This window comes from Tatumella terrea (assembly GCF_039523755.1).
GTDB classification, from domain to species: domain Bacteria; phylum Pseudomonadota; class Gammaproteobacteria; order Enterobacterales; family Enterobacteriaceae; genus Tatumella; species Tatumella terrea.
This window is the reverse complement of record NZ_BAAAFX010000011.1, coordinates 40443-66677: the sequence shown is the minus strand read 5'-3', so window position 1 is coordinate 66677 and position 26235 is coordinate 40443. Positions and strand designations below refer to the sequence as shown.

Here is a 26235-nt window from a genome sequence, read left to right as displayed (position 1 = left end):
CCGGTCAGTCGGTGAGAAGTCACTTCCCGACCTTAACTCCTCAGTGCTTCCATGGCGTCAGGGTGGCATCCGTCCAGGAACCATAGGCGGCGTTCGGTAACACAATCCAGTCATCAGCAAAATGCGCTTCGTTCTCTGCGACTAACTGGCGCTGCTGATCGGTGGTTTTTTTATTCTTAAACTGCGCCGAGAGATCCGGCAGACTGTCTCCGAATAACATGATGATGGAGTAGTGCTGACGGATGGTGGCGCGTCTGGCCTGCTTAGAGGCGGTATCCAGCAAAACATTGTCTTCTGATACCTGAGGTAACCCCAGCGAACGGAGTAATGCCAGAGTCTGTGCTTTATTCGCCTGACTGCGGTCGGAGACATAAAAAATATGCACCTTCTTCGCATTCACGGCCTGCAGAAACGCTTTCGCACCAGGGATAAGCCCGGGATGTCCCGATTTCTCCCATTCATCCCACGTATCCCAACGGGTGAAATCGTGGCAATTTTCGATATCCCTGACCATTAACGGCGTGTTGTCCAGTACAGTTTCATCCAGGTCCAACACCACTGCCGCTTTTTCCGGCTCCGCCAGTCGGGCAACTTTTGCCTGAAAGGTCTGCTGTGCAAATTTGTAGGTCTGCAGCTGCAGGGCCATAATCTCTGCAGATTTCTGCTGATAACGCAGAGCCATTTCATAGGTTTTCGGGGCACAGACTGCAGGGACATCAGCACTTCGCGATGCAAAGCTGACCAGCGGGAGCAGAATGAGGGGCAGGATTTTTAACTGACTTTTCATCACGTTGGCTCTCTCAGAAAATTTCCGGGCATAGTATCCCGACAGTATGACAATTTAATGATCAACGCAAATCACCTGACCCGTTATCCGATGCGATAAATACGCCCGGCATTGAAATGATAACTATTCTCATATTAATATGCAGTCTGACCTTAACATGTGACGCCTGCTGCCATGACTGATTCCGTCCTTCCCTCCTCCGGCCTGACGCTTGATAAGCTTTATCATTCACATCATGGCTGGTTAACGGTATGGCTTACGCGGAAATTACACTCCTCTTTTGATGCCGAAGACGTGGCCCAGGACACTTTTTTAAGGCTCCTCGGGAAAGACACGACACAGACCATCCGCGACCCGAAATCTTTTCTGTGTACGGTAGCGAACCGGGTCATGGTCGATCTGTTCCGCCGTCAGGCACTGGAAAAAAGTTATTTGCAGATGCTGGCATCTCTGCCGGAAGCACAGCGCCCGTCAGAAGAAACCCGACAGATCCAGCTGGAAACCCTGCAACAGGTCGATCGCATGCTGGACACTCTCAGTGAAAAAACCCGCAAGGCTTTTCTGTTTTCTCAGCTGGACGGAATGCAATATCGCGATATTGCAGAAGCCCTGGGCGTATCAGTCAGCTCGGTGAAAAAATATATCGCTAAAGCCACGGAGCATTGTCTGCTCTTCCGGCTGGAGAACGGACTGTGATGCAGGGTTCGCTGACAGACGCCAGACGGCGCGCACTACGCTCGGCATCCTGGTGGTATGCACAGCTCAATGATCCGCAGGTGACACCGCTACAGACCAGGCAGTGGCAGCAATGGATGAGCGGAAATACCGATAATCAGTGGGCATGGCAACAGGTTGAAGCCCTGCGTCAGCAGATCACAGACCTGCCTGCCGGCTCCGGCCGGTGTTTACTGAAGGACTCTGCGGCAACACGCCGTTCGGTACTGAAAGGACTGCTACTGCTATTCGGTGGCGCCGCTACCGGCTGGCCGGTATGGCACTCCGACATAGCTGAAGGTCTGCGGGCCGATTACCATACGGCGAAAGGGCAGATGATGCAGCAGCAACTGGCTGACGGCTCCTCCCTGGCGCTGAATACCGGAACTGCCGTCAATATCCGTTTTGACCCGCAGCAACGTCTGGTCCGGCTGCTTTACGGTGATATTGCAATCACTACCGGCAAAGACAGCCTGCACCGTCCATTTCGGGTGCAGACCCGCCAGGGAGTGATGACGGCGCTCGGGACTGTTTTTTCTGTCAGACAGGACGAGGAGAGTACATTACTCACGGTCAGTGAACATGCGGTAAAGGTCGGGGTACCGGATGCCCCCGGTCAGTTCAGGCTGGTGCGTGCAGGGGAAAGTCTGCGCTTTACCCGTCACGCTTTTTCGGCGATTCAACCGGCAGACCCTCAGGAAACCGGATGGCAACGGGGGATCCTCAGTTTCAGTGACCAGCCGCTGAGTGAGGTAGTGGCAACGCTATCCCGTTATCACCGTGGACTGATTCGCTGTACAGGGACCGCAGGGGAATTCCGTCTGAGCGGCACCTTTCCGATATTTAACCTTAAAGCCACCCTGACGGCTATTTCCGCAACACTGCCGGTGACAATCCATACCCTGACACAGTACGTTATCGTCATCAGCAACAAAAGGTGAACGATAATAATAAAAATTATCATTCCTTTTTGTACTTTTCCCATTCTCATACGACTTCATCAGTGAATACTAAAAAAATTATGATGGAGAAAGTATGACCACTTCAGACAACGTATCCGTAAGAAGATCGCGGCAATCGCCTTCTCTGGCCCTTTGGCTACGTATGAGCCTGTTGGCCGGGATGGGCCTTTTCACTACCGGGAGCTTCGCCGCTTCTCTGCCGCAAACGCATCACTATCAGCTTGCGGCGGGTTCTCTGGATAACACGCTGAACCAGTATGCCGCACAGAGCGGAATTACGTTATCGATGGATGCAGGACTCACCCGCGGCAAGCAAAGCCGTGGTCTGAAGGGTGACTACACGGTAGCAGACGGCCTGCAGGCACTGCTGACCGGAAGCCAGTTACAGGCTAAAGCTCTGGGTCCCGACAGCTGGACACTGGAGCCGGTCCCCACCGTGCAGGGTAACTCAATGACCGTGGTGGGTGACTGGCTCGGGGAAGCCCGGGAAAGTGATGTTTTTGAACATCCCGGAGCCCGCGATGTCATCCGCCGCCAGGATTTTGCTAAAACCGGGGCAACCACGATACGCGATATTATGAACCGTATCCCGGGTGTCAATGCGCCTGATAATAACGGGACCGGTAGCGATGATCTGGCAATGAATTTCGGTATTCGCGGGTTAAATCCGCGTCTCGCAACACGTTCAACCATATTGATGGATGGCATCCCTGTGCCCTACGCCCCATACGGGCAACCGCAACTGTCTCTGGCACCGGTATCTCTGGGAAACATGGATGCAGTCGATGTGGTACGGGATGGCGGTGCCGTGCGGTACGGCCCACAGAGCGTCGGCGGGGTCGTCAACTACGTGACCCGGGCTATCCCGAAAACCTTCGGCATCGAAGCCGGGGTCGAGGGTATGCTCAGCCCGACCTCATCACAGAACAGCCCGAAAGAGACCCATAACCTGATGGTCGGCGGAACCGCTGATAACGGTTTCGGCAGTGCATTGCTCTATTCCGGGACCCGGGGCAGCGACTGGCGCCAGCATAGTGCTACCCGTATCGATGATATTATGCTCAAGAGCCGCTACGCGCCTGACGGTGTGAATACGTTTAACAGCCTGCTGCAATATTACGATGGCCGGGCCGACATGCCGGGAGGCCTCAGCCGGGCTGACTACCAGGCTAATCGCTGGCAGTCTACCCGCCCTTACGACCAGTTCTGGGGACGCAGAGAACTTGCCAGCCTCGGCTATCAGTACCAGCCGGATACACAGCATAAATTTAATGTGCAGGGGTTCCTCACCCATACACTGCGAAGCGGCTATCTTGAACAGGGCAAGAAGCTCACCCTCTCCCCGCGGGAGTACTGGGTCAGAGGGATAGAGCCACGCTACAGCCAGAGTTTCCTTTCTGATGGTGTCGCCCAGGAAGTCAGTGTCGGTTACCGCTATATCAGCGAATCCAGTCATGAAATGCGTTACTACACATCGACGGCCGGCGGTATTCTGCCGACCGCCTATAGCCCGTATGACCGGGATACGCGTTCAGGCACGGAAGCCCATGCGTTCTATGCCGATGACCGTATCGATATTGGAAACTGGACGGTAACCCCGGGGATGCGCTTTGAGCATATCGAGTCGTTCCAGAATAATGCTCTGACTCATACACATCAGCAAATCAGCTATAACGCACCGTTACCGGCCCTGAGCGTACTCTATCATCTGACCGATAGCTGGAACCTGTATGCCAATACCGAAGGCTCGTTCGGGACTGTGCAATACAGTCAGATTGGTAAAGCGGTCAGCAGCGGGAATATCGGGCCGGAAAAAGCACGGACCTGGGAAACCGGAACCCGATACGATGATGGTTATCTGAGTGCCGAAGCCGGGATCTTCCTGATTAATTTCAATAATCAGTATGACTCAGACCAGATCACTGACTCTGTCACGGCCCGCGGCAAAACCCGACACAGCGGGCTGGAATCTCAGGTCCGTTATGATATGTCAGCGCTGTCTCCGGCACTGGAGGATCTGTCGGTCTACGCCAGCTACGCCTATGTAAACGCTGTGATCCGTGAACATGGAGAGACTTACGGTAATCAGGTGCCCTTCTCTCCGAAGCATAAAGGTGTGGTGGGACTCGATTACACACCGGGACAATGGCACTTTACTCTGAACGGTGAGTATCAGTCGTCACAATTCGCCGATAACGCCAATACCGTGGCAGAAAGTGCCGATGGGAGTACCGGGCGTATTGCCGGATATATGCTGTGGGGCGCGCGTGTCGGATATGATTTTGGACCGCGTTATTCCAATCTGAAGGTGGGCTTCGGGGTTAAAAATATGTTCGATCAACCGTATTTTGTCCGTTCTTATGACGATAACAATAAAGGGCTGTATGCCGGGGAACCGCGTACATTCTACCTGCAGGCTTCAGTGAAACTGTAAGCCTCAGGCAGCAAGAGGTCTTTGACTCTCCCCCGCAGGCGATGATGCCTGCGGGGGAGGTGTATCAGAAGACTTCGGCTAATAACGCAAACATCGCTTTAAAAGCACGGTCACTGACATCAGCATTGTATTCGGCAACGCCTTCAACATTCGCGTTCACATCCGTGAAGGAGTGAACGGCACCTTTATAGCTGTTCAGTTTCCAGTCGACGTTAGCCGACAGCATTTCCTGCGCAAAGGCAGGAAGTTGTTCGCGTGGTACCAGCGGATCGCCGGACCCGTCCAGCACCAGGACCGACCCCTGGATCTTCTTCGCATCATACTGACCGCAGGTATCCAGTCCGCCGTGGAAAGAGACGGCTGCTTTGATATCGGCTCCGCTACGGGCCAGTTCCAGGACATTATGTCCACCTAAACAGAAACCATAGGCCGCAATTTTCTCTGCAATCACAGGCGCATCGGTCTGTGCTTTCAGGGCATCAATGGCCAGCGCCATACGCCCGACTTCCTGCGGGGTGTTTTTAACCGTCATCATAATTTCACCGGCTTCTTCTGCGGAAGACGGACGCCTGCCCTGCCCGTACAGGTCGGCAATCAGCACAACATACCCCTGAGCAACCGCTTTCTCTGCCAGTGACACGGAAGCATCGGTGACACCCATCCAGTTAGGGGCCATGACTAAGCCTGGTGCCGCAACTTTGCTGCTGGCATCAAATACCAGGATCCCTTCTAAGTCAGTGCTGTTGTCGCGATAAACGATTTTTTTCGATTGAATATGGCTCATATGTTTTCCTGATCAGGTGAATAAACGTAAAAATGGTTCTGTCACGCGGTACAGGCGCTCTGCCGTGCACACACCATGACTGATAATCGCTTCCGGTGCAAAAATTCCCGTTATAAGCATCTGTGCTGTTTTAATAATATGCCACAGACAGAAAATTCCCGTTTCATCCCCATTGCGGATTATAGATACCGGTAAACGGTATAATTCCCGAATGAACACACTGAAGCGAGTCAGTTCATAAAACTACCAATTTTTACTTTAACATAGTGATCTTATTTGCTTTTAATTAACATGCTGTTACTTTTTAGCGCGTAGTTGATAGCGACTATAAAAATAAACGTCATACTTATAAGACTGGAATCATTATGAAAAAAACGCTGTTCAGCAGCCTCTATATCCAGGTGATCATCGCCATTGCATTGGGTATTTCATTGGGTCATTTTTATCCGGAAATCGGAACACAGATGAAGCCTTTCGGGGATGGCTTTATCAAACTGATTAAAATGGTGATAGCGCCGGTGATTTTCTGTACTGTCGTGACAGGCATTGCCGGCATGGAGAGTATGAAAGCCGTCGGCCGGACAGGGGCGATTGCACTGCTCTATTTCGAAATTGTCAGTACCCTGGCGCTGATTATCGGGCTGATTATTGTCAATATTGCGAATCCTGGCGGCGGCATGAATATTAATCCCGCCAGCCTGGATGTCTCGGCCATTGCCACTTATGCCGAACAGGCAAAGAGTCAGGGGGTCGTTCCTTTCCTGCTTGATATCATTCCAAACAGTGTCATCGGGGCCTTTGCCAGTGGTAATATTCTGCAGATCCTGATGTTCGCCATTTTGTTCGGATTTTCCCTGCATCGCCTGGGCAATACCGGTCAGTTAGTCTTCAATGTTATTGAACACTTTTCTAAGGTGATATTTGGCATCATCAATATGATCATGCGTCTGGCACCGATCGGTGCTTTCGGGGCAATGGCATTCACTATCGGGAAATACGGCATCGGTTCCCTGTTACAACTGGGCCAGTTGATTATCTGCTTCTACATTACCTGTATTCTGTTTGTCGTTATCGTCCTAGGGGCGATCGCACGCTACACAGGTTTCAATATTTTTAAATTCATCGGCTACATCAAAGATGAACTGCTGATCGTTCTGGGAACATCGTCCTCAGAATCCGTCCTGCCGCGTATGCTGGATAAGATGGAGGCTCTGGGATGTAAGAAGTCGGTGGTGGGTCTGGTGATCCCGACCGGATACTCGTTTAATCTGGACGGTACCTCGATTTATCTGACGATGGCGGCGGTCTTTATTGCCCAGGCCACCAATACACATATGGATATTTTCCATCAGATAACCTTGCTGGTGATCCTGTTGTTATCATCAAAAGGGGCGGCAGGCGTGACCGGCAGTGGCTTCATCGTTCTGGCGGCCACCTTATCTGCCGTAGGCACACTCCCGGTCGCCGGTCTGGCTCTGATTCTGGGTATTGACCGCTTTATGTCTGAAGCCCGTGCTCTGACCAACCTGATTGGTAACGGCGTAGCGACTATTTTTGTGGCTAAGCGCGTGGGTGAACTGGACGAACAAAAGATGCATAACACCCTGAACGGTAAATAATCAGTTCGGTCTCCCTCCCACACTGTTCACTCCCGTAAAGGGGGTGAACAGTGTCTCCGGAGCCCGCTTACTGACGCTCCGTCTGACGAATTGCGGGTCCCTTTCTGCCATTACCTCTGTTAAATTATCCCCCCTCCCGGGATGACGGGATCCCTTAGCTAACAGACAGGCAAACAATTGAAATGAAATTTGCAAAAAAAATCATTTTTACCTTAGCCATGATGGTGATGCCGGTCGCGCCGACCCTGGCGGAGACAGTGACCGACCTGCTTAACCGGCAAGTTGATATTCCGGCCGTCCCTCATCATATTATGCTGGCAGATGCCCGCGCGATTGAGGCGATGAGCATCATCTTTAACGGCGATCCTTCCTCCGGTATCGCTGCCTGGGATGACTCCTTAAAGAAGAAATCTCCGGACATTATGGCGGCATTTGCGGCCAACTTTCCTGCTCTGAAGACCATCCCTACATTTGGTAACCCTTACACCACCACCTTTGACGTCGAGAATGCTGTTGCCCGGAAAACGGATCTGGTCATTTTTGATATCGGTCTGGTCAGTAAACTGAAAGATGAAGGGGTAATGGATAAGCTTAACAGCCTGCATATCCCGTATATTTTTATCGATTTCCGGCAGAAACCGTTACAGAACAGCGCAAAAAGTATTGAGTTATTGGGTGACGTTTTCCATCAGCAGAAAAATGCAACGCGCTATCTGGACTTCTATCGTCAAAGAATGTCGCTGATTGAGCAACGGGTCGCAACCCTCAGTCCGCAGCAGCGCCCGACAGTGTTTATCGAGCGTAGTGCCGGCATTCTCGGTGATTTCTGTTGCAGCACCTTTGGTCAGGGCAGCATGGGCGAATTCGTCCAGGCGGCCGGTGGCATTAACCTGGGCGGTAAACTGTTTGACGGAATGGGCGGCGATGTCACCCTGGAAAAGATTATCACGCTTAATCCGGACTTTTATCTGCTGACCGGGGCTGACTGGCAGGGAAATCGTAAGGCATCGGCATCAATCCCTCTGGGCTACGGACTCCCGGCCAGTACAGCTAAAGAGAAGCTGGCTGCGCTGATGAACCGGACCGGCTTTAACGTCCTGCAGGCCACACAGAATCATCATGTGCTGGCCATTTACCATCAGTTTTATGATCTGCCTTCCAATGTGGTCGCGGTAGAAGCCATCGCGAAATTCCTGCATCCGCAGTTATTTAAAGATATTGATCCGCAGGCAGACCTGGAAAATATTCATCAGAACTATATGGGCCTGAAGACCTCCGGCACCTTCTGGGTTTCTCAGTAAGACTGCGCCCCGTGGCTTTAGCTTCCCCGCCACGGGGCATCAGGCACTTTTGCATTCAAAAAATCAGTCTCCGGTACGCGATAAAAACTCAGTTACCTTGTGCGCCCCATGACAACTCACCGGCGTTATTCTGAACCCTGTTCGCCCGCCCGGTCCCTGTGAAAAACACTGCCATCTTTCTGAACAGCTGACGCAAGGACGACGCTCTGAGGCAGCAAAAGGTCCGAACCTCAGGCAGCGCCCGGGTAGCCCGTTAAAAGGATGAGCCGCAGGATAGCTATTTTTCGTTCGTGAAGCCTTCACCTGGTCAATGGCATCATCATGTCAGCAGAGTCAGCAGATGCATCATGTGGTAACAGGGGGGAGGAGATAAACGGAGAAATCCCCCCTGCCTGAATGCGACAGGGGGTACGCAGGGGTAACGCAGGGATTACCAGGCTTTAATCACATCACCTTTATAAATTTCATTCGCTTTATCCAGGACTTCCTGAGACTGGAAAGCCTCTTTCAGCTCCTGAAGTTTTTTGTCGTTAATATTATCCTTACGTGCCACCAGCACATTCAGATACGGCGAGGCTTTGCCTTCCATAAACAGACCATCACGCGACGCGGATAATCCCGCCAGCGAGGCAAAGTTATTGTTAATTACCGACAGATAGACTTTCGGGTCATCCAGTGTACGGGCAAGCTGTGGCGTATCCACCTGCAGGATATTCAGATGTTTCGGGTTAGACGTGATGTCCAGTACCGTCGGCAGTAAACCGGCTTCCGGTTTCACCTTCAGCAATCCCTGAGCCTGTAACAGCAGCAGGCTGCGTCCCAGAGTGGTGGCTTCATTCGACAGCGTGATCGTCGCGCCATCAGGAAGCTGACTGATATTTTTGATCTTTTTAGAATACGCCGCGATTGGGAAGATAAAAGTCTTACCTAAAATTTCGAAAGGATAACCGCGCTCTTTTTCCTGCATTTCCAGATAAGGCACACTCTGGAACGCATTGGCATCCACATCTTTATTCAGCAGGGCTTCATTCGGCTGTACATAATCATTGAATGCAATCACCTTCACATCAAGATGATACTTGTCTTTCGCCACCTGTTTAACGGTGTCCCAGAGTTGCTGATCCGGCCCGGTGTTAATCGCGACTTTTACGCTGTCCTGATCGCTTTGCTTACAGGCACTCAGTAATAAAGCGGACAAAACGATGGCCGAAGACAGTAATATTTTTTTCATTGGAAACTCTCCCTGTGTCAGTTTAACGGCACTATAAAGGAAGTCTGGACGTCTGTACATCTAAAAATTAACTGCGCTTTTTGCTCTGACGGTTCCTCATTTCTCCCGGCCACCCGCGGCTGGTCAGGGTAAAAACCTGCGGGCTGATCGATATTCAGCCGCTAAAATATCAGGGGTCCGTTGCCTGCAGGAGCTGCCGCGAGAACGCGGTTAGCGGCCCTTCTCTCGCGGCAGCTCCGGTGTCCGGCTCAGAAAGGAATATCTCCCTGAATCGTCGTACGATACAGTTGCCGCGGGCAGTCCGCCGGACAGCCGGTCGCCAGATGGATCAGCGAACGATTATCCCAGAACAGCAGGTCATTCGGTTGCCAGCGGTGGGTGTAGATATTTTCTTCACGTATGCTGTGTTGATACAAAGCCTGCAGAATATCCCGGCTCTCATCCGCAGGTATTCCCTCAATATGTGTCGTGAATCCCTCGCTGACAAATAATGCCTTCCTGCCGGTTTCCGGATGCGTTCTGATGATCGGGTGGCTGACCGATTTTACTTCGCTGAGTTGTTTTTCCGTCAGCGCCGGACGCCATCCGGCACCGAATTTAGGCTGACTGTAGGTGGCTGTATAGGAATGCACAGCGCGTCGCCCTTCCACGGCCTGACGCAGCGCATCAGGCAAGGTTTCCCATGCACGATGCATATTGGCAAATTTTGTATCGCCGCCGATAGCCGGTAAAATTCTGGCGTACAGCATGGAACCCAGGCTGGGCGTTTCTTTGTAAGAGAGATCAGAGTGCCAGTACTTACCCGCATCCCCGAGGCCCACCGGTTCACCCTCTCTGAGGATATTGGAAACGATCAGAATTTCAGGATGACCGGCAAGCAAAAACTGTTTGAGGACATGGATCTGCAATGGCCCGAAACGCCGGCTGAAGTCGATGTGCTGCTGAGGTGTCAGGGTCTGCTGACGGAATACCAGCACATGATACTGAAGATGTGCCTGATGAATACGATAAAAGTCGGCCGTACTCAAAGGCTGGCTTAAATCCAGCCCCATAATCTCGGCCCCGGCCCCGGGTAACGGGCGAATATCAAACGCCTGCCGCCGGACCGTGTGCGGCGCTATTCCGCTAAGTTCAGCCATAAACCGATCTCCCTGCGTCGGTGTGTAACCAAGGGGTAGGCCGGAGACGACGATGCCTTTCCTGAGCCCTCCGCGTGCGGGCGTTAACGGCCTGCGGCTGAGCCATGGAAGCGCGAATATGAAGTCCCGGCAATGTATATTGACCGGTTCATCCTGGGGCCTGCGGGGCGAAAGATGAAATTATTTATTCGCAAAAGATAAGCTGAAAAAGAGATATTATTTCCGCAGGAAAAGCCGTTCCTGCTCCGGTGAGCCGCCGGACAGAGACGGGCTGCCGGCAGTCTGTGGCTCAGTAAATATCACGCAGATAACGTTTTTCCCGGGTCATTTTTGCCAGCCACTCTGTTGCCTCCGCGGCACTCATCTTTCCATGCGTGGCGATAATCTGCAGCAAGGCCTGATGGACATCTTTCGCCATTCGGCTGGCATCCCCGCAGACACAGATGCTGGCCCCCGCCTGTAACCAGTCCCAGAATTCCTCACCCCGTTCCAGTATTCGTTGTTGTACATAGATCTTTTCCGGTTGATCCCGCGAAAATGCCGTATCCAGCCTGTGAAGAATGCCCGCACGCTGAAATGCTTCCAGCTCCTGACGATAATAGAAGTCACTTTCTTCATGCTGCTCACCAAAAAACAGCCAGTTTTTACCCTCCGCCCCCAGTGCCTGCCGGTGTTGTAAGAAAGCACGGAAAGGGGCGATCCCGGTGCCCGGCCCGATCATGATCAAAGGCAAACGGTTATCCGTCGGCGGACGGAACCAGGCCGATTTCTGAATAAAGACCGGGACTTCACCGCCAGCCGGTATGTCCGCCAGAAATGTCGAGCAGACCCCGTTATTCAGGGGGTCCGTCGTAGCACGGACCACCGATACCGTCAGGTGTACCTCTCCCGGGCAATAGTCCGGAGAGGACGAGATGGAGTACAGACGCGGACGTAACGGACTGAGTCGCGCGACAAATTGTTCGGGTGGTATCCTGGCCGGAAACGCACGCAGCAGATCGATAACGCGGTGCTGTTTCTGCCAGTCACTGAATCCGGCAGACAGGAGTTGCTGTAATGAGTCCGGGAACCGGTCAGCCAGCGTATGTTCACCGGCAGCCTGCGCCAGTTCACGACTGACGACCGATAAGTCTGTGTGGCATGTCAGCGCCGTCTTAAGCGTGACACGGCCCCCGCGCTCCGTATTCACCGGAGTGTCAGGTGCGGCCTGCAGCGCCAGCATCACGGCATCGACCAGTGGCTCGCTGTTTTGTGGCCATACGCCCAGAGCATCTCCGGCCTGATAGCTGAATTCTGCGTCATCGACAGAAAAAATCAGCTGCCGGGTCTCCTTGCCGGACCCCTCACCGCTCAGTAAGCGGTTAGCGATCACTCTGGCCGGATAAGGATGATGCCGGTGATATTTCTCCGCGACCGTGTTCACCGTGTTCACCGTGTTCACCGGATTTACCGGTACCTCAGCTACCGCGGCCTGCGGCTCTCCGGGCCTGATAAGACGGTCACAGATCCCCGAGAGCCATTGACTGGCCGGTGCCAGATCGGCCCCGTCACACTCAGCATGAGGCAGAAGCCGTGTCGCCCCCAGAGCTGATAATCGCTCATCCAGTAAACGGCCGAACCCGCAGAACTGATCATAACTGCTGTCGCCTAAAGCCAGCACCGAAAAATGCAGAGATTCCAGCCGTGGCGCCGACTCCGAGGCAAGAGCCTGCCAGAAAGCCGAACCATTTTCGGGAGGATCTCCATCCCCGAAGGTACTGGCCACCAGCAACACATGTTCTGCCACGACTAACTGCGACACTTCCGTACCAGCCATACAGCTGGCTTCGGCCGGGATCCCGGCGTCCGTCAGTTGCCGGACGCAACGTGCCGCCAGAGACTCCGCATTGCCGGTCGTCGAACACCACAACACCCTTACTTCGGCACGCTGGCTGGCGGAGGTACAGGGTTGCGGCGGCTCTGCGGTCCGTGAATATAACCCCGCCAGCAGGCCATTTACCCACTGTCGTTTTCCGGGAGCCAGCGGTGAACCGGCGGGCAGATACGGGATACTTCCCCCGGCGTCTGCCGGGGCCAGTTGCAGACCCGCCAGGAACCCCTGCAGATAACGCTGTTCATCGGGGTCCCAGTCAATGGCCGGTGCGCGGGATAAGCCCAGCTCACCGGCAAAAAGTTCTGCGGTGAGATCACTGACGGAACGGGTAACGTTTCCGGCCGGTTCTGCTTCTGCGGTGTTGCTGTCATCAACCCTATGGTTCTCTTCTGCCACAGGAACTAACGATACTGCGCATTGTTTCAGTGCCGGCTGTAAGGACAACGGATCGACACTGTCGCTGGTGACGGCATTGATCGCGCAGTGTTCGCCGAAAAGGTCATTCCAGTGAAACGGTGCGAAACAGTGTCCCGGTAAGACCCGGCGACTGATGCTCGCCGGGAGTCGGGCATATCCCCGCCGGGAACGGATTTCTACCGGCTGCTGAGGACGGATCTGCAGGCGTTCCGCATCCTGAGGATGAATTTCGATAAAAGGTGCCGGGTTCAGCTGATTCAGTGCCGGAATACGGCCTGTTTTGGTCATCGTATGCCACTGATGCTGTAACCGGCCGGTATTCAGGATGAACGGAAACTCACTGTCTGCCTGCTCGGGGACCATAAGATCCCGGAAGCAGTGGAACCTGGCTTTACCGGAAGGCGTCGGGAAAAATATTGCGGGGGCGGCAGAAAGATCAGCGACCGCCACGTCACCCCTCAGGTAACGGACAGGATGGCGTGTGACGCTGTCTCCGGCCGGGGACGGCCACTGGACAGGACTGTCACTGAGGCGTGGATAGCTCACCCCCTGCAGGGTGTACCCGGTCACCGGATTGGCAAACTGCTGAAGCTCGCAAAAAACCTCTTCCGCAGACTGATAATCGAAGTCCTGTTGGTATCCCATCTCACAGGCGACCCGGGCGATAATCTGCCAGTCAGGCAGAGACTCTCCGGGAGGAGACACGGCTTTCTGCATCAGCGTCAGATTGCGCTCTGAATTAATCATCACACCTTCTCCCTCCGCCCAGAGCGCCCCCGGTAGCAGAATATCTGCATAGCGGTTGGTTTCTGTGTCCAGGAAGGCATCCTGTGTGATCACCAGTTCAGCGCGTTCTAACGCCTGAATCACATGCCGGCGATCGGCCATACTGGCGACAGGGTTGGTACAGATGATCCAGCAGGCCTTGATCTCCCCGGCTGCCATTTGCTTAAACATCTCCACCGTGCCCTCGCCGCCCAGCGGACGTAATGTCCCCGGGGCTAACCGCCAGATATTTTCCGTAAAACGGCGATCATTTTCTGTCAGTAAGGAGCGCTGCCCCGGCAATCCCGGCCCCATATAGCCCATTTCCCTGCCCCCCATCGCATTAGGCTGCCCCGTCAGCGAGAAAGGGCCGCATCCCGGACGGCACAATGCGCCGGTCGCCAGATGCAGGTTACAGAGTGCGCTGGTATTCTGCGTTCCCTGCACACTCTGGTTCAGGCCCATCGTCCAGCAACTCATCCAGGCACCGGCTTCAGCTATCCACTGTGCCGCCTGGCGAATAGCGTCTTCAGGCAATCCGGTTACCCCGGCCACCCGGTCCGGCGGAAACGCTGAAAGGTATTCCGGCATGTCGTGCCAGCCTTCTGTATAGCGCTCAATAAAGTCGTTATCGATATGACCATGACAGTGCAGAAGATTAAGTAAGCCGTTAAGCAGCACCAGATCCTGACCTGGCTTGATTTGCAGAAAAAGCGAGGCTTTCTCTGCCGTCGCGGTACGCCGGGTATCGACCACAATCAGTCTGGCACCGGCCTTGACCCGGGCCATCATGCGTAAGAACAGAATCGGATGGCAGTCTGCCATATTTGAACCCATCACCAGGAACAGATCGGCCTGTTCGAAATCGTCATAAGATCCTGGCGGGCCATCGGCCCCCAGTGACTGTTTGTAACCGCTCCCGGCACTGGCCATACATAACCGGGAGTTAGACTCGATATGCCGGGTCGTAATAAATCCTTTCGCCAGTTTATTGGCCAGATACTGGGCTTCCAGCGACATCTGCCCGGAAACATACAGGGATACCGCATCCGGTCCATGGGTATCAATCATCTGCCGTAAACGGCGGCCCGTTTCCCGGAGCGCAAGGTCCAGGGTCGTCTGCACCGGCTCGTGCTGCCGGTGATCACGTATAAAAGCCTGCTGCAGGCGACCGGGTGCGGTGACTGCACCGGCGCAGGTCAGCCCTTTGGTACAGAGTTTCCCCCGGTTCGCCGGATGGGATTTATCGCCGGTGACGTTAATAATCCGGTCATTTTCGACCTGCATCACAATACCGCAGCCCACCCCGCAATAAGGGCAGACGCTTTTAACCTGCTTTACGTCATGACTCATGCGTATCTTCCCCGATTACTGAGCTGCTATCAGGCAGCCGCATCGCTTACCGCATGCTTTCCGGCCGCCACCGTGTTATCCACCCGCAGCGCAGGTTCACGGCAATAATTGACCACGTCACCAATAATCAGTAACCCGGGTGACCGGGGCTGATAACGGGCCAGCAGTTCAGGCAGGGTTGCCAGCGTGGCTACCAGCAAACGTTGTTCCGGCCGTGTCCCATTTTCAATAATCGCCAGTGGCGTTGTTCCCGCCAGCCCTGAGGTGATCAGGCGCTGGCAAAAATGCAGGCTATGACTGAGCCCCATATAAAAAACCAGTGTCTGTCCTGCACGGGTCAGCGCTGCGGTCTCCGCAATATCCCCGGCCGACCGGGTAAATCCGGTGATAAAATGCAGCGACTGCGCACAATCACGGTGGGTTAACGGCAGACCTGCGGCGGCGGCACACCCTGTCGCAGCCGTGATCCCGGGAATAATATGGCAGCGGATCCCGGCCTGTTGCAGGAAGACCATTTCCTCGCCGCCACGGCCAAAAATAAACGGGTCGCCGCCTTTCAGCCGTACCACCTTTTGTCCCGCCAACGCCAGATCCGCCAGTAACTGATTGATTTGTGCCTGACTGAGGCGGTGATCGCCCGGGGATTTCCCCGCATCGATACATAACGCCGTCTCAGGCACCAGCGCCATTATTTCTGCAGACACCAGGCGGTCATACACCACCACATCCGCCTGCTGAATGACACGTAACGCTTTCAGCGTCAGCAGCTCTGCATCCCCCGGGCCTGCGCCGGTCAGCCAGACCGTGCCTTTTTCCACCGGCTGCCGGCTATCTGCCGCCCTGATAAAATCATTAAGTTTTTTCATCAGAAAATCTCCGCTGTCAGAAGCTCAGGAAACCGGAAGCGCGGTTTGTGGCAGTGATTCGGAGACCGGCCGGCGTTGTACGCTGATCATCCCGTTCTCAACGCGTACCGGCCAGCAGCGGACCCGGACGGTACTGTCATCCGGACTGATACCATCGGTTAACCGCAGTCGTTTTTTGTATAACGGCGAAATCACCAGCGGGATACCGTCATCGTCGCCAAGAATGCCGCGGGCCAGCACATTTGCCCCGCTGCCTGGCTCAAGATTATCCAGTGCATACACTTCCGGTTGTTCTTCCCCCAGACGGAAAACCGCAATCTGCTGGCGGCCCAGACGTGCTGCCCTCCCGGTATCCGGCGGAATATCGTCAAGCCGCCCGACGGTGACCCATTCATCTGCCGGCTCTTCGCTTATCGCTAACCCTGGCTTTTCTGAAGGTGCCGCCGGGCGCATCTGTCCACGCTCCGGCACCATCACCACCGCTTCGTCCGGCTGATCACTGTTAATAAAGGCACGGAACAGTTGCCGTGACCGGGGATCGTCGAGAGTGGTCTGCCACTCGCACTGGTAGGTGTCGACAATCTGCTGCATTTCCTGGTCCAGCGTGTCCGCCAGGCCCAGACTGTCGTCAAGGATGACCTGACGCAGATAGGCCACCCCGCCGTCCAGATTATCCAGCCAGTTGCTGGTTCGCTGCAGGCGATCGGCCGTGCGGAGATAAAACATCAGGGTCCGGTCAATCACGCGGATCAACGTGTCAGTGTCCAGGTCGGAAGCAAAGAGATCGGCATGCCGGGGTTTCATTCCGCCATTGCCGCAGACATAGAGGTTCCAGCCTTTATCGGTAGCAATCACTCCGATATCTTTTCCCTGCGCCTCCGCACACTCCCGGGTACACCCGGAAACGGCCATTTTTATTTTGTGGGGCGAACGCAAGCCCTTGTAGCGATTCTCCAGCCGGATGGCGAGCGCGGTGGAATCCTGTACGCCATAACGGCACCAGGTCGATCCGACGCAGGATTTGACGGTACGCAGAGACTTACCGTAGGCATGACCGGTCTCAAATCCGGCTTCCAGCAATTCCTGCCAGATAGCAGGCAGTTGCTCAAGACGCGCACCGAACAGATCAACGCGCTGTCCGCCGGTAATTTTGGTGTACAGGTTATAGCGCCGGGCCACCTGACCGAGGGTGATTAATCCTTCCGGGGTAATTTCACCGGCCGGTATGCGCGGTACGACGGAATAGGTGCCGTCTTTCTGGATATTCCCCAGGAAACGGTCATTGGTATCCTGCAGCGACACATGCTGCGGCTGTAAGACATAGTCATTCCAGCAGGAGGCCAGCAGCGAACCCGCCAGAGGCCGGCAAATCTCACACCCCCGTCCGTGCCCGTATTGCCGGATCAGCGCATCAAAAGTGCGGATATTATTGACCCGGATCAGGTGATAGAGTTCCTGGCGCGACCAGGCAAAGTGGCTACAGACATCCTTCTTAACTTCCACACCCAGGGCTTCCAGTTCATGTTCCATCACCTGCTTCAGTAAAGGAACACAGCCACCACACCCGGTGCCGGCCCGGGTACAGCTTTTCAGCGCGTTCATATCGGTGCATCCGCCACGGACAGCGTCAGAAATATCGCCTTTAGAGACATTGTGGCAGGAACAAATCTGTGCACTTTCCGGCAATAATGCCACGCCGACACCCGCCGGCGCTCCGCCTTCCGATACCGGTAAAATCAGACTTTCCGGATTCGCCGGCAGAGGGATGGCATTCAGCATCCGCTGTAATAAATCGCTATAATCTGAACTGTCGCCGACCAGTACCGCACCCAGCAATGTTTTGCCGTCTTCAGAGACCACAATTTTCTTATAAATCCGCGCCGGACCATCAATCCACTGATAACTCTGGCTCCCCGGCGTCGCTCCATGGGCATCACCGACAGAGGCAACCTCCACACCTAACAGTTTCAGTTTGGTACTCATATCCGCGCCGGTAAAGGCTGTGGCTTTCTCTGCCAGCCGGTCGGCCAGACAACGAGCCATCTGATATCCTGGCGCGACCAGACCAAAAATTTTACCCTGCCAGAGAGCACACTCACCAATGGCCGAAACCGACGGGTCTGAGGTCAGACAGTAATCGTCAATGATGATGCCGCCACGAGGACCTTTTTCCAGTCCCGCACTCGCGGCAAGCTCATCACGCGGACGGATCCCCGCAGAAAACAGCACCAGGTCGGTTTCCAGCTCGGTGCCATCGGTAAAACAGAGTTTATGTTGCAACTGCTCACCGTCGGTAATTTCGACGGTCTGCCGGGCGGTATGTACCCGGACGCCCAGGGCAGCAATTTTCTTCTGCAACATTGAGGCACCGTCATCATCCAGCTGTACCGCCATCAGGCGCGGTGAAAACTCAACCACGTGGGTTTCCAGACCGGATTGTAATAACGCATTGGCGGCTTCCAGTCCCAGCAGTCCGCCACCAATCACGACCCCGACCGTCGACCGGCTCGCCTGACGGCTGATGGCATCCAGGTCGCTGAGCGTGCGGTAGACCAGACAACCGGGCCGGTCATGACCCGGGATGGGGGGGACAAAGGCATAAGAACCTGTCGCCAGGACCAGTTGATCGTAGTGAAGGCTATTTCCGGCAGCATCCGTCACGGTTTTTTCCTGCAGATCGATAGCCGTTATCTGGTGACCTGTGCGTAATTCAATGCCGGTGCGGGTGAAAAATCCCTCTTCTGCCAGAGACAATGACCCGGCAGTACGACCGGAAAAATACTCCGACAGGTGGACGCGATCATAGGCCGGGTATTCTTCTTCCCCGAATACAATAATCTGATACTGAGTATGCAATTGACGCTCTGCCAGTTGCTCCAGAAAATAGTGGCTGACCATACCATGCCCGATGACCACTAATACCGGTTGATTCATAACCCTACTCCCACAGCGACAGGCTGTTGCTTGACACGGTTTACTGCCGGAACTCAGGCAGCCTTAGGTTGTTTTTCATACAGGAATTGCAACACCTGCTGGCGGTATTGCTGATACCGGGGGTCGTTCGCCAGTGACACCCGGGAACGGGGCCGCTCCAGATCAACCGTCATGACTTCCCCGACCGTCGCGGCAGGACCGTTGGTCATCATAAATACCCGATCGGACAGCAGAACGGCTTCATCAACATCGTGCGTAATCAGCACAATGGTGGTACGCAGTTGCCGCTGAATATCCATCACAGCATCCTGCAGATGGGCACGCGTCAGTGCATCCAGTGCACCGAAAGGTTCATCCATCAGTAATACTGAAGGTTTCATCGCCAGGGCCCGGGCAATCCCGACCCGTTGCTTCATCCCCCCTGAGATTTCATCCGGCCGTTTGTCTGCCGCATGATCCATATGAACCAGCCGCAAATTATGGAGGATCCATGCTTTCATTTCGGCTTTACTCATCTGCCCACGAAAGACCTGTTGCACGGCCAACGCAACATTCTCGTAGGCAGTCAGCCAGGGCAGTAATGAATGGTTCTGGAAGACCACAGCCCGTTCCGGGCCAGGCCCTTCTATTTCGCGGTTATGACAGAGCAGCCCTCCCAGCGTGGGAAAGGTCAGGCCGGCAATCAGGTTGAGTAACGTCGATTTACCGCAACCTGAATGACCGATCAGACTGACACACTCGCCGGCGGCGATATCAAAACTCACATTATCCAGCGCCAGAAAATCACCGCTGGCGGTTGAAAACTGCTGGCTGACTTGCTGGACCTGAATGATCGGATTAGCAGGCATATTCTTCTCCTTAACGCTTTTCATAACTGAAACGACGCGCGACCCACATCAGACACTGCTCGAGCAGTAACCCGACCAGCCCGATAATGAAAATGGCGATGATAATGTGTTCCACATTCAGGTTGTTCCATTCGTTCCAGATCCAGAACCCAATCCCCATTCCACCGGTCAGCATTTCGGCGGCGACAATGACCAGCCAGGCAATGCCGATAGAGAGGCGCATCCCCGTCAGGATGTTCGGTAACACCGCCGGAAATAAAATTTTGCGCATGACCGTCAGTTCAGAAAGCCGCAGGACCCTGGCAACGTTCAGATAGTCATCCGGGATCATCCGGACACCTTCGGCGGTATTCAGGATCATCGGCCAGACCGAACAGATGAAAATGGTCCAGTAAGAGGCCGGGTCAGCGCGCTGAAAAATCAGTAAACCGATAGGCAGCCAGGCCAGCGGACTGACAGGGCGTAACAGTGAAATGACCGGATTTAACATGTCAGCGATAAAGCGAAAACGGCCGATCAGAAACCCGACCGGGATCCCCACCAGCGCCGCAAGACCAAACCCGATCGCCACGCGTTTTAACGATGCCAGCACATTCCAGCCGATCCCCTGGTCATTCGGTCCGGCGATGTAAAAGGGGTGTGCGAAGACCGGTATCGCGGCCTGCCAGGTTTGCCAGGGAGTCGGAAAATCATGACTGTTCAATGCGACGACTTGCCAGCCACAGAGCAACAATAGAATTCCCACGGCCCCGGCAAACAGACGCCTGAAGAGGCGGGCGGCCACCGGAAGACGGCCACGGGGGCGCGTCAGCACCGGGGTGATGCTTTCAGAGACGGCGGTCGCTGGCAGCGCAGCAACGCCCGGGGGCACTTCAGCCTGATGTTTCATCGTTGCCTCACTCATTGTTTAACACTAAAGCTATTGAGATAACCGACAGGATCGCTCCCGTCCCAGCGTTTTCCGTCCATCAGTACGCTGCTGCGCATATCACTGGCGGGTAACGGCACATTTCCGGCCGCAGCCGCAGCCTGTTTGTAGATATCGATACGATTGATTTGTTGTGCAACGGCAAGATAATCAGGATCGGTTTTCAGGAGTCCCCAGCGACGGTGTTGCGTCAGGAACCACATGCCGTCGGACAGCCACGGATAGCTGACTTCCCCGTCACGATAGAAACGCATGGCATGTGCATCCTGCCAGCGCTGCCCGAGGCCGTTTTCATACTGACCCAGCATGCGTCCGGTAATGATATTCACATTGGTATTGATCACCGCCCGTCCGGCAATGACCCGGGCCGTTTCGCGCCGGTTATCGTCACTGGCATCTATCCAGCGGGCTGCCTCCAGGATAGCCGCGGTAAGCGCCCGGGCAGTATGAGGATGGGCATTGACCCAATCGGCGCGGGTGCCCAGTATTTTTTCCGGATGATCGGGCCAGATATGCTGAGAGGTGGCAGCAGTAAAACCAATATTTTCACTGATGGCGCGCTGGTTCCAGGGTTCACCGACACAGCAGCCCTGCATATTGCCAATCTTCATATTGACGACCATTTGCGGTGGCGGAACGACCAGACTACGGATTTTCTGTAACGGATGGATCCCGGCACTCGCCAGCCAGTAATAGAGCCACATTGCATGGTTACCGGTGGGAAATGTCTGGGCAAAGGTGTAAGTGCCTGGCGGGCGGGTAGTCATGTGCCGCTGCAGTGCAGTTAGATCAGTAATACCGGCATCCCTCAACTGATTCGACAGGGTGATCCCCTGACCATTCTGGTTCAGCGTCATCAGGCAAGCCATCGGGGTAGCGGGCCCGGCCAGGCCCATATGCAAACCGTATAACTCACCATACAGAATATGGGCAGCATCCAGCTCACCGGACAGGATTTTGTCCCGGACGGTGGCCCAGCTGGCCTGCTTCTCCGGCACAATCCGGATACCATATTTTTTATCGAACCCTTTTGCCGCAGCCATCACTACAGATGCACAATCGGTCAGGGGGATAAAACCGACCCGAAGCGTAGTTAATTCCGGCGCGTCGGACCCCGCCGCATAGACGCTGTTCATCAGTCCCGGCAACAACAGACTGCCGGTCAGTGCTGCCGCGCCCTGTAATAGTGCCCGGCGGGAGAATGCTCTGTCTGGTTTTGGCTGCTGGCTCATTCACACCCCTTTCAGTCTCCGGCGATTTCCGGGCAAAAAAAAACGCCCACCCCTGCGTTATAAATACGCAGTGATGGACGCCATTGTCCTGAACCTGAGCTGACAACCGCCGTTGGCCGGAAGCACAGGTTAAATGTTTTTCACTACTGAAGAAGCAATCGCCGTGCCAGTCCTGCAGCTGCTTTACATTTCCGTGAAGTGCATCGTATAAAACCTTTCTGTTATCAGGGAATAACATTCCGTAGCGGTAGATCACCCACGGCTAACAGGCCGTGTCGCAAATGCCCCCATCGGAATGAGCACGGGTGAACTGCACCGGAAGTGCTCAATACACGCACCTTAAGTGTGCAGACTGTCATTCCCCGTGAGAACCGAAGGCTCCGGCGACTGATAAAATGGCTGTCGCGATTTCGGCCATTTTTTTATTCTGATCCATCGCCATCTGGCGCAGGGTCTTATACGCTTCATCTTCAGAGAGTTGACGATACTGCATCAATAATTTCTTCGCGCTATCGATGGTTTTACGCTGATGAAGAGTCTCGCGCAGGTCCGAAAGTTCCTGTGCCTGAGCCTCCATACGCCGGGACTGTTGCCGGAGCAGGGACAGCAGCGATTGTCCCAGTTTTGGCTGGATCCCTTCGCTGTTTAACCAGCCGGCACGCTGAGGGGGTAGTTTGCCGGTGGCCGGGTCTCCCATAAAGACAGAAAATCCGCTGTCCCCTTGCGAGACGGCCTCTCTCAGACTCTCAATATCCGCCTGTTGCTCATGGCAGGCTTGTTCGGTCGCCGTGATACGTTCCTGACATAATTGCATCAGGGTTTGCTGTAACCGGTCTTCCTGTCGTTTCATTTCATCAATACGTTGAGTGGCCAACATAAACCAGTGCTGGCTGCTGCCTGGCGTACCTGTGGCCGCCGCCCGGGTGCAGGCGAGACGACGCAGGCGTTCAAACTCGCTGTCGGTGATTATTGCTGACCAGTATTGATTATTTTTCGGGTCGCTGAAGGCGGTGAACGTTTCAAAGCACTGCTCCTGACGTTCAATCAGATCGATCATCGTATCCGCATAATGCCCACCGTTCTCCCCGGGAACCTGTGCACTGAACACCTGCACACCGATAGCCCGCTCCTGACCGGCAAGTTCTTTCCCCTGCATAAAACTGAACAGGGCAATCAGAGCACGGGAAATGACCGGGTCCGCAGACGTATCTGACACGGCAAATACCAGTGATAATAAATGGCGGATGGTGTCATTAAAAATTTCTACCGCATTAACCAAAGGGAGACTTCGCCCGGCGATCTTCCTGCGGACTTCCGGTAATACGCTCAGCGCATAAACCACCCTGGCCGCACAACTCAATAAACGGCTCGCCTGTGATTTTGCTGGCGTTAATGCCCCCGGCTGTTCAAGGTATGCTAATAATCTCCGCTGTGAACTCAGAGAGTCCTGCTCTCGCTGACGTAACTCTTCTGCCGTCTGCTGTCCTTCATTACACAAATAAAGATTAACCGCACCGCGCTCACGCTGCAGATGATGAATTAACACGCTCAGTTTTCCGGTCAGTTCACCGCTTTCCAGTAAATCCCGCAGACCCGCTAATTCACATTGCCGGGATGCCAGCAGAAAACGGATCGTCATGGTTTCTTCAGACACCATGGTTACCCCCGTAGAAAACAATATTAATGCAAACGACACGCCAGCTTTTACGCTGACAAAAAAATCCCCGTCAGATGACAGGGATTATAACTAACACCAGCGATACCTATTGATAAACGAAGGTAACACCGACGACTGACTGTACATTCCCCGCCACCACCTGACCACTGGTCCGGGCATAAGAGGCAGTGAGTCCCAGACTCACCGGGGTGGTACCGACATTGCCCAGCGAGACCGTCTGGTTAGTCGCCAGTACACCACTGCTGTTAGATAACTGTACCCCAACCCCTGTCGCCGCAGAGGAGGAGGAGGTATTCGCGAATGTCGTGGCAGCGCTATTACTGGTTGTGCCGGTAAGATAATAAGACAGGGCTTTGGTTGACGCGCAATGGACTGTCAGAGGCACACTGGCCGTTCCCGGATAATCAGGCAGTGCCACGGTGACACTGCGAGAGGACACGTCACATCCACCGGTAGGGACCGTCACCGTATTCGCTGCATATAAATTCCAGATGATCGTCTGCTGGACTGTCGATTCAGTCTGACTTTTTTCAAGACGCAGAGTTGCGAATAACGTTCCCTGCTGGATAACAACCCCACCGGCAGCACCGGTTGCAGTCAGATACAGCACCGCCTGCCACGGCTGATAGGTTCCCCAGCTATGCGGCACCCAGGCTGTTGCGGTGGTAGTCGGGAAAGGATAAGTAACGCCGAAATACCCCAGACTCCCGGTAAAATTATTCAACACCCCGTTATATACTGAAGACGCACCGATCCTGATCGGGTCTTTGTAATGTACAGGATCATCATTTTTACATTTAATACTGTCCCCGAGGTTGACAACCATATTCTGATTAGGCTCCAGGCTCGGATTCAACGTTACATTAACATTGACCGTACCTGAACCATTGATTGCTTTACCACTCGCCTGGCACGTAAATGCCTGCGCATTCACTGAATATAATAATATAAATATTATCAGAGTGATTATTTTTGACGCGATTACGGGTACTGCTTTCATTGTCACTCTCTCTTTTGCCTGGTCTATGTAATATTGATAGTTAATCGGATAACTCTTTAAGTCACACCCCTGACGGAGTGATTACGATCACTTTTGATTTAACTCCTGAAACCCCTGTCAGAATCGCTATTCCGTCATATGTTCACGACTGACTACCCACTTAACGATATTATTCCGGTATACTCTGATTTAAGATCTCAGCCCCGGGAACATCTGTTTCAGGTACCTCTTGCCGGTTAATTCCGTATCTCCGTTAATTCCCCATCACCCGGAGTCAGGAAGACAACAGAATCTTCAGAGATACTCTAGCAATCTGCGTTATCCCCTGTAAAAACTCATTGAGATAACTTACGCACCGGCTTTTATGCCGGGTAAAAAACCACTCCGCCGAAGAGATCAAAATATCCCCGGAGCGAGCACTATTGGTAAACAAACGTGACACCGACGACTGACTGAACACTCCCCGCGACAACCTGACCACTGGTCCGGGCGTAAGAAGCGGTTAATCCCAGACTGACCGGGGTCGTACCGACATTCCCCAGCGAGACCGTCTGGTTAGTGGCAAGCACTCCGCTACTGTTGGATAACTGTATCCCGACCCCCGTTGCCGGTGAGGTCGAGGCGGTATTGGTGAATATCGTGGATGCAGTATCTGAAGTGGTTCCGGTCAGATAATAGGACAGTGCCTTCGTGGTTGCGCAATGGACTGTCAGAGGAACGGTCTGGGTTCCCGGGTAATCCGGCAGCGCGACAGTGACACTCCTGGAAGATACATCACATCCCCCCGTCGGGATCGTTACATTATTGTTCGCATAGATGTTCCAGACATACGATGCCGAACTATTGAAGTTGTTCGTCTGGTGCAACACCAGGCTGGCAATTAACGAACCACTGCTGATAACCACTCCTCCGGCGGTGCTGATTGGCGTCAGGTTAAGCTGTACCGGCCATGCCTTATACGTCTTTGAGTTATAAGTTACTTTTGCCGTTTCTGATGTGGTCGGAAACGCATAAGACGTTCCGTTATAATCCACCGTACCGCTAAACGAACTCAGTAACCCGCCGAAGGCCGATCCTGATTGCAGCGATACATAGTCGATATAAGTGGGCGGATATTCGTCATTACAGGTAATGCTTTGTGACAGATCCACCACAAGGTTGCTGTTTGCGCCAATGGAAGGGGTCAGGGTAACGTAAACATTGGCATTCCCCCCCCCGGCAGGTACCGTAACTCCCGCTGCCGTTTTACAGGTAAACGACCATGCACTGGATGACATGAATGAAAAAAGAAAAATAACCACCACTAACCACAGATTCTTTTTCATTTGAAATCTCGTTATCAACGGGAGTTAACATACCAAAGACAGTCC

18 protein-coding genes are annotated in these 26235 nt (G+C 54.0%); 5 read left to right on the top strand and 13 right to left on the bottom strand.

The genetic code is table 11. The features are described from left to right. Positions 1 to 40: 40 nt before the first annotated feature. Positions 41 to 787 carry a 5'-nucleotidase, lipoprotein e(P4) family gene (locus ABD035_RS06985; protein WP_343868850.1) on the bottom strand — a complete coding sequence of 249 codons (747 nt, stop codon included), beginning with the start codon at positions 785 to 787 and terminating at the stop codon, positions 41 to 43. 174 nt (positions 788 to 961) lie between these two features. On the opposite strand from ABD035_RS06985, the gene fecI reads away from it, so the two are divergent. The 3 genes from fecI to fecA all read left to right on the top strand — a co-directional run bounded on the left by fecI (position 962) and on the right by fecA (position 4897). After that, entirely contained in the window at positions 962 to 1483 is a 522-nt protein-coding gene (gene fecI, locus ABD035_RS06980; protein ID WP_212713608.1) for a ferric citrate uptake sigma factor FecI, read from the top strand. Further along, on the top strand, positions 1483 to 2442 hold the full coding sequence (fecR, locus tag ABD035_RS06975) for a ferric citrate uptake sigma factor regulator FecR (protein ID WP_212713667.1): 960 nt from the start codon (positions 1483 to 1485) through the stop codon (positions 2440 to 2442). The genes fecI and fecR overlap by 1 nt, the downstream gene beginning before the upstream one ends. Positions 2443 to 2536: 94 nt before the next feature. Continuing rightward, complete coding sequence (gene fecA, locus ABD035_RS06970) at positions 2537 to 4897, top strand: TonB-dependent Fe(3+) dicitrate receptor FecA (protein ID WP_343868847.1); 2361 nt, start codon at positions 2537 to 2539, stop codon at positions 4895 to 4897. Between the two features lie 64 nt (positions 4898 to 4961). Here fecA and ABD035_RS06965 read toward each other — a convergent pair whose 3' ends face one another. After that, complete coding sequence (locus ABD035_RS06965; protein WP_343868845.1) at positions 4962 to 5681, bottom strand: dienelactone hydrolase family protein; 720 nt, start codon at positions 5679 to 5681, stop codon at positions 4962 to 4964. 365 nt (positions 5682 to 6046) lie between these two features. On the opposite strand from ABD035_RS06965, the gene ABD035_RS06960 reads away from it, so the two are divergent. Beyond that, positions 6047 to 7300 carry a dicarboxylate/amino acid:cation symporter gene (locus ABD035_RS06960; RefSeq protein ID WP_343868843.1) on the top strand — a complete coding sequence of 418 codons (1254 nt, stop codon included), beginning with the start codon at positions 6047 to 6049 and terminating at the stop codon, positions 7298 to 7300. Between the two features lie 182 nt (positions 7301 to 7482). Continuing rightward, on the top strand, positions 7483 to 8601 hold the full coding sequence (locus tag ABD035_RS06955; protein WP_343868841.1) for an ABC transporter substrate-binding protein: 1119 nt from the start codon (positions 7483 to 7485) through the stop codon (positions 8599 to 8601). A gap of 430 nt (positions 8602 to 9031) precedes the next feature. Here ABD035_RS06955 and ABD035_RS06950 read toward each other — a convergent pair whose 3' ends face one another. The 11 genes from ABD035_RS06950 to ABD035_RS06900 form a co-directional block, all read right to left on the bottom strand. Continuing rightward, positions 9032 to 9832: a MetQ/NlpA family ABC transporter substrate-binding protein gene (locus ABD035_RS06950; protein WP_212713613.1), complete on the bottom strand. Its 801-nt coding sequence runs from the start codon at positions 9830 to 9832 to the stop codon at positions 9032 to 9034. Positions 9833 to 10080: 248 nt separating this feature from the next. After that, positions 10081 to 10971: a TauD/TfdA dioxygenase family protein gene (locus tag ABD035_RS06945; protein ID WP_343868839.1), complete on the bottom strand. Its 891-nt coding sequence runs from the start codon at positions 10969 to 10971 to the stop codon at positions 10081 to 10083. A gap of 289 nt (positions 10972 to 11260) precedes the next feature. Next, a complete protein-coding gene (locus ABD035_RS06940; protein ID WP_343868837.1) occupies positions 11261 to 15379 on the bottom strand; it encodes a bifunctional nitrate reductase/sulfite reductase flavoprotein subunit alpha in 4119 nt (1372 codons plus the stop codon). 29 nt (positions 15380 to 15408) lie between these two features. Next, positions 15409 to 16245: a uroporphyrinogen-III C-methyltransferase gene (gene cobA, locus ABD035_RS06935; RefSeq protein ID WP_343868835.1), complete on the bottom strand. Its 837-nt coding sequence runs from the start codon at positions 16243 to 16245 to the stop codon at positions 15409 to 15411. Positions 16246 to 16269: 24 nt separating this feature from the next. Further along, on the bottom strand, positions 16270 to 19179 hold the full coding sequence (gene nirB / locus ABD035_RS06930) for a nitrite reductase large subunit NirB (RefSeq protein ID WP_343868833.1): 2910 nt from the start codon (positions 19177 to 19179) through the stop codon (positions 16270 to 16272). Between the two features lie 53 nt (positions 19180 to 19232). Further along, entirely contained in the window at positions 19233 to 20027 is a 795-nt protein-coding gene (locus ABD035_RS06925) for an ABC transporter ATP-binding protein (protein ID WP_212713618.1), read from the bottom strand. A 10-nt stretch (positions 20028 to 20037) separates the two neighbouring features. After that, positions 20038 to 20916, bottom strand: coding sequence for a nitrate ABC transporter permease (gene ntrB, locus ABD035_RS06920; RefSeq protein ID WP_343868830.1), 879 nt, complete (start codon positions 20914 to 20916; stop codon positions 20038 to 20040). 11 nt (positions 20917 to 20927) lie between these two features. Next, the gene (locus tag ABD035_RS06915) at positions 20928 to 22187 is read right to left on the bottom strand and encodes a CmpA/NrtA family ABC transporter substrate-binding protein (protein WP_343868828.1); all 1260 of its coding nucleotides are present in this window, start codon (positions 22185 to 22187) and stop codon (positions 20928 to 20930) included. 355 nt (positions 22188 to 22542) lie between these two features. Further along, complete coding sequence (locus ABD035_RS06910; RefSeq protein WP_343868826.1) at positions 22543 to 23844, bottom strand: nitrate- and nitrite sensing domain-containing protein; 1302 nt, start codon at positions 23842 to 23844, stop codon at positions 22543 to 22545. Between the two features lie 106 nt (positions 23845 to 23950). Then, the gene (locus ABD035_RS06905; RefSeq protein WP_343868824.1) at positions 23951 to 24865 is read right to left on the bottom strand and encodes a fimbrial protein; all 915 of its coding nucleotides are present in this window, start codon (positions 24863 to 24865) and stop codon (positions 23951 to 23953) included. Between the two features lie 419 nt (positions 24866 to 25284). Further along, positions 25285 to 26190 carry a fimbrial protein gene (locus ABD035_RS06900; RefSeq protein WP_343868822.1) on the bottom strand — a complete coding sequence of 302 codons (906 nt, stop codon included), beginning with the start codon at positions 26188 to 26190 and terminating at the stop codon, positions 25285 to 25287. Between the last annotated feature and the right edge of the window lie 45 nt (positions 26191 to 26235).